The 11,113-nt window shown below is 63.4% G+C and carries 7 protein-coding genes and 3 pseudogenes; 7 read left to right on the plus strand and 3 right to left on the minus strand.

Features of this window, described 5'->3' with window-relative positions; translation table 11 throughout:
• The first annotated feature begins 327 nt into the window (after positions 1-327).
• Together GI374_RS18380 and GI374_RS18385 are read left to right on the plus strand one after the other, a co-directional pair.
• A complete protein-coding gene (locus GI374_RS18380) occupies positions 328-4,335 on the plus strand; it encodes a chemotaxis protein CheB (RefSeq protein WP_154338456.1) in 4,008 nt (1,335 codons plus the stop codon).
• A complete protein-coding gene (locus GI374_RS18385) occupies positions 4,322-4,690 on the plus strand; it encodes a response regulator (RefSeq protein ID WP_154338457.1) in 369 nt (122 codons plus the stop codon). The genes GI374_RS18380 and GI374_RS18385 overlap by 14 nt, the downstream gene beginning before the upstream one ends.
• 53 nt (positions 4,691-4,743) lie before the next feature.
• Here the strand turns inward: GI374_RS18385 and GI374_RS18390 are convergent, their stop codons facing one another.
• Both GI374_RS18390 and GI374_RS19985 read right to left on the minus strand, forming a co-directional pair.
• Positions 4,744-5,772 (minus strand): chemotaxis protein CheB, encoded by a 1,029-nt coding sequence (locus GI374_RS18390; protein ID WP_154338458.1) that lies wholly within the window; start codon positions 5,770-5,772, stop codon positions 4,744-4,746.
• Between the two features lie 308 nt (positions 5,773-6,080).
• A pseudogene (locus GI374_RS19985) lies at positions 6,081-6,230 on the minus strand (peptidase M15); the annotation flags it as partial.
• A 5-nt stretch (positions 6,231-6,235) separates the two neighbouring features.
• Here GI374_RS19985 and GI374_RS19990 point away from each other — a divergent pair.
• The 5 genes and pseudogenes from GI374_RS19990 to GI374_RS18420 form a co-directional block, all read left to right on the plus strand.
• Positions 6,236-6,355, plus strand: a pseudogene (locus GI374_RS19990) (peptidase M15); the annotation flags it as partial.
• A gap of 535 nt (positions 6,356-6,890) precedes the next feature.
• On the plus strand, positions 6,891-7,877 hold the full coding sequence (locus GI374_RS18405; RefSeq protein WP_370515475.1) for an ABC transporter substrate-binding protein: 987 nt from the start codon (positions 6,891-6,893) through the stop codon (positions 7,875-7,877).
• A 14-nt stretch (positions 7,878-7,891) separates the two neighbouring features.
• Positions 7,892-8,995, plus strand: a complete 1,104-nt coding sequence (locus GI374_RS18410; protein ID WP_195759988.1) for an ABC transporter ATP-binding protein — start codon at positions 7,892-7,894, stop codon at positions 8,993-8,995.
• A 50-nt stretch (positions 8,996-9,045) separates the two neighbouring features.
• Positions 9,046-9,864: an ABC transporter permease gene (locus GI374_RS18415; protein ID WP_195759989.1), complete on the plus strand. Its 819-nt coding sequence runs from the start codon at positions 9,046-9,048 to the stop codon at positions 9,862-9,864.
• Positions 9,865-9,879: 15 nt separating this feature from the next.
• Positions 9,880-10,683, plus strand: coding sequence for an ABC transporter permease (locus tag GI374_RS18420; RefSeq protein ID WP_154338462.1), 804 nt, complete (start codon positions 9,880-9,882; stop codon positions 10,681-10,683).
• Between the two features lie 202 nt (positions 10,684-10,885).
• Here GI374_RS18420 and GI374_RS18425 read toward each other — a convergent pair.
• A pseudogene (locus GI374_RS18425) lies at positions 10,886-11,113 on the minus strand (ATP-binding protein); the annotation flags it as partial.

The following is an 11,113-nucleotide window of genomic DNA, read 5'->3' on the forward strand; positions in this document are numbered from 1 at the left end:
GGCTTCCTGTTCCTTGATCATCCCGATGATCTGCGCATCGGTGAAGCGGCTTTTCCTCATCTCGTCTGCTCCTTCAGGTCGGGCAGACTCTACATCACGGCGAGGGAGCTTACGGGGGGCAGGTCACTCATGGTCTTAAGGGAGCGTCGCCCTTGGGGTTGTCCGGGCGGGGCAATCCTGCGACGGGCGTTCCGGACTCTGCCATTGCGCGCGAACGGCACACCTGCAACCTTCGGTCGGAGGGCTGGCGCAGGGATTCTGCGGCAGCGGCGAGTCGAAGCATTCCTACAAATGATTCGCCCGTAGCTGGCCCGGACAGGATATCGCATGCCGGATGAGAGCAAACAATTGGGCGTTCGCTCGGGCCGTATGTCACAGGCATCGGCTTCACAGACCACCGCTGAGACAGGCGATGAAGCCGAGACCCGGGCACGCGGCGGCGAGCAGCCGGCGACCGTCATCGACAGCGCCGTCGCAGCAGACGTTCCCGTCATCGGCATCGGCGCGTCGGCCGGCGGCATCGAGGCGCTGGGCCGCCTCTTCGACGTGATGCCAGCAGACAGCCGTTGCGCTTTCGTGGTCGTGCTGCATCTCGATCCGAAACGCGAAAGCGAGATGGCGCACATCCTGGGCGGCCGCACAAGGATGGCAGTCGTCCAGGTCAAGGACGGCATGCGGATCGCGCCTGACCACGTCTATGTGATCGCTCCCGACACGGATCTGGAGGTTCGCGACGGCGGGCTGCACGTTTCCCCGCCGGCGGAGCCGCATGGCCAGCGTCATCCCGTCGATCTGCTGTTCAGCTCGCTCGCCGCCGACCAGCGCGAAGGGGCGATCGCCATTGTACTCTCCGGAACGGGGAGCAACGGCACCGAGGGACTGAAGAAGATCAGGGCCGTGGGCGGCATGAGCCTGGTGCAAGCGCCGGAGACCGCGAAGTTCGACGGCATGCCCCGGAGCGCGATCTCGGCGGGCATGGCCGACCATGTCCTTGCCCCGGAAGACATGCCGGCGAGGGTGGCGGCGTATGTTCAACATGGGTATGTCGCGGCCCCCGCCGAGATCAAGGCGGCCTCGCCGGGCGGCCAGGCGACCCTCGATCAGGTTCTGGAGATCCTGCGCGTTCGCGGCGGACACGACTTTCGCAGTTACAAGCATTCGACGATCACGCGGCGCATTCATCGGCGTCTCGGTCTCAGGAACATCGAAACACTGGACGAGTATCTTGACGAGCTGCGCACCAGCCCTGATGAAGTGACAACGCTGGTCGGCGACCTCATGATCAGCGTCACCGAATTCTTCCGCGACGCCCCGGCATGGGCCGCCCTCTCGGAACTGGTGATCGCACCGATGGTTGCGGATCGCGAGACAGGCGCCACCATCCGCGTATGGGCTCCAGCCTGCTCCACCGGAGAGGAACCCTATTCCATCGCCATGCTGATGACCGAACTGGCTGAGGCGGCCGGAAAGCGCTTCGATGTGAAGGTCTTCGCGACCGACACACAGGAGGGCAACCTGCGCAAGGCGCGGGACGGCATATACCCTGCCGCCGCCGTGGCCGGCTTTCCGCCGGCCCGCCTGCAGCGGTTCTTCGAGAAGCTCGACGGCTCCTTTCAGGTCACCAAGGAACTTCGCGACATGATCGTGTTCGCGCCGCAGAACCTGTTGCGCGATCCGCCGTTCTCGCGGCTCGACCTGGTGTCGTGCCGCAACCTCCTCATCTACCTGGAGCCGGAGGCGCAGCGAAGGATCATTGCCCTTTGCCATTTCGCTCTCAGACAGGGCGGGCATCTGTTCCTCGGCAATGCGGAAACAATCGGCCGGCACGACGACCTGTTCGAGACGGTGTCGAAAAAATGGCGGATATACCGCAAGCTCGGACAGACCCGACATGGCATCGTCGATTTTCCACCACCGCGCGGCCCCGCGGAATCACGTGGCACGGCCGAGCCCGCATCGCTTCGCCCGGAAGCAACCGCTCCGGCCGCCGAGATCGCGCGGCGCGCTCTGCTGGAACTCTATGCCCCGGCGTCCGTCCTGATCGACCAGAAGCACCGTGTCCTCTATTTCCACGGGACGACGAGGGACTACCTGGAGCATCCACCGGGCGACCCAACAAGGGATTTGCTGACCCTCGCGCGCGGCGGCCTGTCCGCGAAACTCCGCGTTGCGATACGCGCAGCGTCGAAGGGAAACAGACGCGTGGCGGTCGATGCCCGGATCACGGAGACGGGCGATTCCGTCACCATGACGGTCATGCCCCTGCCCACCTCGCCGCAAGACGACCGCTTCCTCCTCGTAAGTTTCGCACCCACTGTGCCATCGCCCGAACGCGTCCAGGCAGCCACCCCGGAGGAAGCCGGCGAGGCCGCCTCCGGCGAACGCGCCCTTCAGGACGAGCTGCGGGCAACGCGCGCCGAATTGCAGATGGCCATTGAACACCTGGAAACCACCAACGAGGAGCTGAAATCGTCAAACGAAGAGATTACCTCGATCAACGAGGAGCTCCAATCCACCAACGAAGAACTGGAGACCTCGAAGGAGGAACTGCAGTCGTTCAATGAAGAACTGAACACCGTCAACAGCCAGCTCCAGCACAAGATCGGCGAGCTGGAAAATGCCACCAACGACCTCAACAACCTGCTGGCGGGATCAGAGACGGCCACCCTGTTTCTGGACCTCGACTTCCGCATCAAATGGTTCGCGCCCGCCACCAGGGACCTGTTCGACTTTGTGTGGTCGGATGTCGGCCGCCCGATCGCGCATTTCGCGCGGAAGTTTTCGGACGAGAACCTGCTGCGCGACGCGGACACGGTGACAAAGAAGCTCTCGGTGGTTGAAGCCGAAGTGTCAGCTGACGACGGTCGCTGGTATTTGCGCCGCATGCTACCTTACCGTACGCAGGACAATCGGATTGCCGGTCTGGTGATGACGTTTACCGACATCACGGATCGAAGACGCGCCGCCGATGCGGTGAACGAAGCGCGTATCTACGCCGAAAGCATCGTTCAGACGATCCGGCAGCCTCTGCTCATTCTGGACGGCGCGCTGCGCGTCCGGTCGGCCAATCCGGCCTTCTACGAGTTGTTCAAGGTTTCGAGGGAGGAGACTCAAGGCCGACAGATCTATCAACTCTGCGGGGCACAGTGGGACACTGCGGAACTGAGAACTCTCATGGACAACGTCATTTCTAAAGATGAAGAATTCACCGGCTTCGAGATCGAGCAGGATTTCCATGACAGCGGGCGGCGCTCCATACTGCTCAACGCGCGCAAACTAGCGAGAGAGGGCGGCCGGGAAGAACTGATCCTGCTGGGGATCGAGGACATCACCGAGCGCAAACGCTCCGAGGAACTTGGGCGGCGACTCTCCGCCATTGTCGCGTCATCCGATGACGCCATCATAAGCAAGGACCTTGCCGGCACCGTGACCAGCTGGAACTGGGGCGCAGAGCAACTTTTCGGCTATACGGCTGAAGAGATCGTCGGCAAGTCCATCACGATCGTGATCCCGTCAGACCGCCATGATGAGGAAGCCGGCATTCTTGATCGCATTGGACGGGGCGAGCACCTCCAGCACTATGAAACAATCCGATGCCGCAAGGATGGAAGTCCGGTCTGGGTATCGTTGACCATATCACCGCTCAGGGATGCTCGGGGCGAGGTTGTCGGCGCATCGAAGATCGCACGGGACATGACCGAGCGCCGGCGTGCCGAGGAGCATCGCGAGATACTCGTGGGAGAACTCAACCACCGCGTCAAGAACGTCATGGCGACGGTGCAGGCCGTCGCCGCGCAGACCCTCAGCAGCGCCACGTCGGTGGACGATGCCCGTGCCTCTTTCGAGGCGCGTCTGATCGCACTCGGCAAGGCGCACGACTTGCTGACCCGCGAGAACTGGGCCGGCGCGGATCTGCGAGACATAGTCGCGGGCACCGTCGAGCCGCATTCCGGAGGATCGAACCGCTTTCGGATCGAGGGTCCGCCCCTTCGGCTCTTACCGGGTGCCGCACTCTCGATTGCAATGGCCCTGCATGAGCTGGCAACGAATGCCGCGAAATACGGCGCGCTGTCCACCGAGGAAGGCAAGGTCGATATCGTTTGGGAGGTCGCGGGTCCGGGCAAGGATCGGGCTCTCTCCTTGCGCTGGACCGAGAGCGGCGGGCCGCACGTCGCCGAGCCAACGCATAAGGGGTTCGGCTCGCGCCTGATCCAACGGGTACTGGCAGCGGAACTGAGTGGCAATGTAAGCGTTTCCTACCAGCCTACCGGCGTCGTCTGCACAATCGATGCGCCGATGCCCGAGGAGCAGGAAGGACCCAATGGGGCCGACTGACTACCCAGCGAAACGCGTACTGATCGTCGAGGATGAAGTCCTGATCGCGATGCACCTCGAAGATATGCTGGCTTCCCTCGGGCATGAGGTGGTGGCCGCTGCTACGAGGATTGGCAACGCGATCGAACTGGCGCGGGAAGGCGACTTCGACTTCGCCATTCTCGATCTCAATGTGGCCGGTACGAAATCCTTTCCTGTCGCCGATATCCTGCGGCAGCGCGGTATCCCCTTTGCGTTCGCCACTGGATACGGTTCGGAGGGTCTCGTGGACGGCTATCGCGACGTCCCGGTGTTGGAGAAGCCGTACGCCCCTCATGACTTGGAACGAACCATCGCGCGGGCTGTCCGGGGATAGCCGCGGTCTTTGGCGAACTCGGTTGCGAACCGTGCCAGCGACGGTGCAGGCAGTCATCTGGGCAGGCCGGCCGGGTCTCGACCCCCACTGGCCGAGGCAAGTCGGCCGTTGGTCTCGGGGGTGATCCAGTCCTGTTCCACGAGATCGCGGAGCTTGTAGGCCCGGTCCAATGCCTGCTGGCTGGCGGCGTGCCAGTCAGCCACGTCATCGAACCCGGTGGACTGGCTGTGCTCGGCCATCTGGAGACAGAATTCGGCCCGCTCGTTGAGAAAGCGCACGGCGGCACGCATGACTCTTTCCAGTTCATCGAAGTGAGCCGAAGCCATGACCTCTGCCGTATAGCTATGGCCGATATGGCAGCCGAACTTGACGATCGATCCTTCCACCGATCGTTTCAGCGCGCCACCGCAATCGGGACAGGTGACTGCGACGGGTCGCTCGAGTTCCCACCCGTTATTCTCCGCCGAATGCCGCACGGCGCCCGGTTGAGTGGAGGTGATTGGCATGTCGGCCTCCTTTCGATTCGTGGTTAGTTCAACCAGAAGTTCTGGAATTTCGACGAGGGGAAGGCAGTGATCCAAGGAGACATGCACAGCCGCGCTTCTCGGCATCTCGGGATGCGCGGCGTCCCGGGGGTTCTGCACGACCGTGATGCCGCCCCGCCGCTTGATTTCCAGCAGCCCCAGCGTGCCGTCGTTCAGGTTGCCTGTCAAAATCACGCCGGCGGCATTCGGGCCATAGCTTTCGGCCACGCTCCGAAACAGCGGGTCGATGGCAGGGCGTGCCCAGTTTTCCTTCGGTGTGCGCAAGAGGCGTAAACGTCCTTCAGCGACGATCATGTGCCGGTCCGGCGGCGCAACATAGATGTTGCCCGGATGGAACGCTTCGTCATCTTCGGCGTGTTTGGCAGGCATCGGGCCGACAGCGCTGAGGAGCTCGGGCAGTTCGCTTCGATGCGCACCAACATGAAGGACGACGAGAATCGGAGCTGCGAACGTCTCCGGCAAAGCGGCGGCGAGCGAGCGCAGCGCGGACACCCCGCCCGCCGAAGCGCCGATAGCGATGACCGCGGAGCGCGCCATGTCGGTCCCTATGACTGGCCTTGGCACATACAACGCTGCCGCGGGAGTGAAAGTTCGGTCGCCATGCTGTCACATGTCAGTCCTGCCCTTGACCCGGCTCGAGCCCGGTCAAGGGTAGCTCATGTGAAGCGCGGCGGGTCTGCCGGAGACCGGTTGGTCTTAGCTACGCTGCCATGGCCGGGGTTTCCAAAGCAGCGTAGAAGCTCGCTTCTGGACTTGCCCTGGGAAGTGAAGAGCGCCGTCCCTCGACCGTCCGGAGCTGGTTCAGCCGTGCGGGGGCAGTCCAGGCACCATTGCTTAGTTCCAAACATGGCGGACTGGGTTTCGGCCAGGACGTTCTGCACGACCTCCGGGCCCCCAGCACCCAACGTCGCCACACCAGCCGCCCCGCCGCCTTTCATAGTACGACTGTCGGACAGCACTTCCCGCGCGGGCGGCGTCTCGGCTGCGAAGGCCGTCTCCCATCATGCCGCTGGTCCCGTATCTCGATACGCTCCGCTGGGTGTTCATCGCGATGGCTCTTGGCGGTATCGCGGTCACGATCTACGCCCGGATCGACGACTGGCGCCGTGGGCCGCGGTGATGGCCGAACGCATCCACGACAGGGTCGCCGCGTCTCGCCGGAAGCGCATGTGGATGGGTGGGGTGCCGCCATAGGGCTACCGCGGCGAGGGACCGATGCTACCCGCAGCAAGCCGGTTGCTCTGACACCTCCCTCGACGCCGGTGAGCGCGTTGCATGGCGCGCGGGCACGACGCCGGTGGCAGCGCGACGCCCGTCGGTGAAGTGCAGTAGGGTCATCGTTGCGCCCGATCCGATTGAGCGTGGTGTCCGCGGCCGTCTGGCTGTCGGTCGTGGTCTCGGCAACAGTCCGTCGTGCGCCGCTGCAGCTGCTCCAGCCCTGGACATGCGCGTTGGTTATGGCACCCGACAAAAAACGCAATTGGCCCGCCCCTGGCTGCGGTCTAGCTTCCGCCGCGGGAGAGAGCCTGCCGTGAATGCCGGTGAGGAAAGCGGCTGTTGATGGCAAGGACTAGCTGGAGGAACCAATGCCCAACAAGAAGATGGACCGTCGAGGGTTCCTCGTAAGCGCCGCTGCCGTTCTCGCCGCACCCGCAGTGCTGCGGGCGCAGCAGGTTCCAGCCAAGCCGGACCGGCTGATCGTCAATGCTTCGGGCGGTGACATGGGCAATGCCGTCCTCGATGCCTACGGCCAGGTCTTCACCGAGAGGACCGGCATCCCCGTCGAAATGACGAGCCCCCACGACCTGGGCAAGCTGCGCGCCATGGTCGAGAGCGGGAACGTCGAGTGGGATGTGACGGAGATCAGCGGCGACGACGGTCGGATCGCCGTCGAACGGGGTCTGCTCGAGCCGATCGACGAGAGCATCGTCGATCTGTCGGCCTATCCTGCCGAGGCGCGCGATCCCTATCTACTGACGACCTCGGTCTATTCCACCGTGCTCGCCTACCGCTCGGACGTGTTCACCGACGCCAAGCCGCGCACCTGGGCCGATTTTTGGGATGTCGAGGCGTTCCCCGGCAGGCGGTCGCTGGGCGGCGGCCCGGAGGACAACCTGGAATTCGCGCTGCTGGCCGACGGGGTGCAGCTGGCCGAACTCTATCCGCTCGATGTGGACCGCGCTTTCCGCAAGCTTGACGAAATTCGCCCGCATATCACCGCGTGGTGGGATTCCGGCGCGCAGCATGTCCAGATGCTGGTCGATCAAGAAGTGGTGCTGAGCTCGGCCTGGAACGGGCGCATCTTCAACGCGGTAGGCAAGGGCCACCCGCTCGAGATCTCGTGGGACGGCTCCTCGCTGCATCGCGCCTATTTTGCCATCCCGCGCGGCGCGCCGAACCTGCACTGGTCGCAGCAGTTCCTGGCCGCGATGACCGACCCGCAGGCGCAGGCAACCTTTGCCAACCAACTCGTCTCACCCGGCCTTAACCCGCGCGCGGCGGAATACGTCGATCCTACGCTGGCCCCGTATCTGCCGACCACGCCGGAGAACATGCAGGTGTCGTTCTGGCAGGATGACCTGTGGTGGAGCCAGCATATGGCCGAGATCAAGAATCGCTGGCAGCGCTGGATACTCGGGTGACGGAGCTGCCTATGATGGCATCGCAGGAAGGACTTTCCACGCAGGCCGAAGGCACTGCGCTGAAAATTCGGAAGGTAACGAAGCGCTACGGTGCCGTTCCGGTCCTCAACGGCATCGACTTCGAACTGCGGGAGGGCGAGTTCCTCACGCTGCTTGGGCCTAGCGGGTCTGGCAAGACGACATTGCTCAAGATCATCGCCGGTTTCGAGCATTCGGACGCCGGCCGTCTGGTTCTCGGCGGTGAGGACATGACCCGGATGCCGCCGTCGCGGCGCGACATCGGCATGGTCTTCCAGAACTACGCCCTGTTCCCGCACATGACCGTGGAGGAGAACGTAGCCTTCCCGTTGCGGATGCGGTCGGTCCCCAGGCGGGAAATCCCGGGGCGGGTGCGGCAGTTCCTCGAGATGGTCGATCTGGGCGAATTCGCTTCCCGCTATCCGGCGCAGCTGTCGGGCGGGCAGCAACAGCGCGTCGCATTGGCGCGGGCGACCGTCTTCGGCCCGCGACTGCTGCTGCTGGACGAGCCGTTCGGCGCGCTGGATCGACGGCTGCGCGAAGCCATGCAACTGCAGCTTCGTGAATTGCAGCTGCGGCTGAAGCTGAGCACGATATTCATCACACATGATCAGGAAGAGGCACTGATCATGTCAGACCGGATCGCGGTGATGAGGGACGGGCGCCTCCAGCAGGTCGCCAAGCCCGAGCATCTTTATCGCAGACCGGTGAACGAATTCGTTGCGAACTTCGTCGGCGAAGCCAACATCCTCTCCGGCACGGTCGCCGAAGACGGCGCCGGGCGGCGCTGCCTGCGGCTCGAGGGCGGGCAGATGTTCCCCTTGCCGGCGAGCAAGGGCACCACGGGGCAGCCGCTTTCCGTGCTGCTGCGGCCGGAGCATCCCTCGCCCGTCCCGCCGGGTGACGAGCCCGACAGCACCATTACCGGGCGGATCAGCAAGGTCATCTATCTCGGAACAACGATCAAGTATTTGTTCGAAGCCGAGAATGGGCTGGAACTGCACTTTCGCCGGCAAGCCTCGCACCGCGAGGAGGTGCTGCCGGTGAACACGCCGATCACTCTGGGCTGGTCGTCGCGCGACCTGCACCTGCTGCAATGACCTCCACTGCCTTCACGTCAGCCGCGGCCGAGCGGCCATTCGGTCGCATGATGGCTTCGGCGACTCCCGGGCGCTCGCTCCTGCTGCTGCTCCCAGCGTTCCTGGTTCTCGGTGTGATCCTGTTCATGCCGCTGCTGGACCTGGCCGCGCTGAGCATCGATGGGGGATCGTTCGGCCCGTATGTGAAGGCGCTAGGCGATCCGCTCTATGTCCGTGTGATCGGACAGACCTTCCAGATCGCGCTGATCTCCACGGGGATCTGCCTGATCCTTGCCTATCCGCTAGCGTATTTCATGGCCACGACCTCCCCGCGGCTCCGGATCCTCTGCCTGCTGCTGGTGGCACTGCCGTTCTGGACCAGCGTCCTCGTCCGCACCTATGCTTGGATGGTGCTTCTGGGGCGCAATGGGATCATCAACCGCCTGCTCATCGACAACGGCTTCATCGCCGAGCCGCTGCCGCTGATCTACAACAAGGCCGGCGTCATTCTCGGGACGGTCTACTACCTGCTTCCCTTCATGGTGCTGCCGATCTTCGCCGCCATGATGCGGGTCGATCGTCAGCTTCTGCTTGCGGCCGAGGGTCTGGGGGCGAGTGCGGTGCGGCGCTTCTTCAGCATCTTTCTCCCTCTGACGCTGGGCGGGATCGGTGCTGGCGCGGCACTGGTGTTCATCCTGGCGCTGAGCGCCTTCATCACCCCGGCGCTTCTGGGTGGCGGGCGCGTGATCATGATCACCAACCTGATCTACACCCAGGTCAGCCAGGTTCTCGACTGGCCCTTCGCTGCGGCTCTATCGGTCCTCATCCTGGTCGCCACGATCGTAGCCTATTCCTGCATCGGGCTCCTGACCCGCCGCCGTTGGAACTGACGGAAGGATATCGGAATGCGCCAGAGAATCGGGTTGGCTCGGGTTGCGCTGTGGCTCTACTGCCTCGTGGTTCTGGCGTTCCTGATCGTCCCGCTGGTCGTCATCTTCCCGCTGTCCTTCAGCGCGGCCGAGTTCCTGCAGTTCCCGCCGCCAGAATACTCGCTGCGCTGGTATGAGTCGTATTTCACCTCGCGCTCCTGGATGGCCTCGACGCTGCTGTCGCTGAAGGTCGCAGTAACCACGGCGCTGCTGGCGCTCGCCGTAGGCGTACCTGCGTCGTTCTATCTGGCGCGCTCGCGCACCGGGGCTGCTGTTTGGGTGGCCGACAAGCTACTGATCTCGCCGATCGTTATCCCCGGCATGGTGACGGCGATCTGCATCTATAGCCTGATGTCCTCATGGCGGATGATCGGCTCGTTTCATGGGCTTGTCCTCGGACATCTGGTGCTGGCGCTGCCCTTCGTCGTCATCATTGTGACGGCTGCGCTGCGCCAGTTCGACCGCATGCTGGAAGATGCCGCGGATGGCCTCGGCGCCGGACGCTTGCGCGCGATCCTTCTGGTGACCTTCCCCGTCCTGCGCCCGAGTTTCCTGACCGCAGGATTCTTCGCCTTCATGGCGTCGTTCGACGACCTGGTGCTGGCGCTGTTCCTCAGCGGCTCCAACGCCACTCTGCCGAAGAAGACATTCGAAAACATTGGCTACGCCCTCGATCCCACTATTGCGGCGGTCTCGGCGCTACAGATTGGGTTTCTTATTGCAGTCAGTCTGCTGTGGTATCTCTCGTTCGGCAGGAGGTCTCTCAAGGCTCTAAGCTAGAGATAAGCGCTGCGGTCCCCGACGTTCATTCAGCGATGCCAAGCCACCGAATTTTGTTTTTGCGGAGCTGCTTGTACGGAGCTGCGCTTATCGAATTCGGAGGAGCGTACTTCGCACGCCAGCCGCAAGTCTGTTGATTTCACCCGGAACTGACCCGGGTTTTCCATCGAGAAGTGACCCACCTTCAGTTATGCGGATGGGTTCATGTCTGGGTCAAGGCCTGGGCGCTCTCCGTCTTCTTTCGGGTTGCTGCAGCGGTGCTGGCTTTGAAGCGGAAGCTGTCGTTGCCTGTCTCAAGGATGTGACAGCGGGGGTGAGGCGATCGAGGAGCGCGGTGGTCATCTTGGGATCACCGAAGACGGTGGCCCACTCGCTGAAGCTCAAGTTGGTGGTGATGACAACGGTGGTGCGCTCATAGAGCTTGCTCAGA

This window comes from Paracoccus sp. S-4012 (genome assembly GCF_009674885.1).
Taxonomy (GTDB): Bacteria; Pseudomonadota; Alphaproteobacteria; order Rhodobacterales; family Rhodobacteraceae; genus Paracoccus.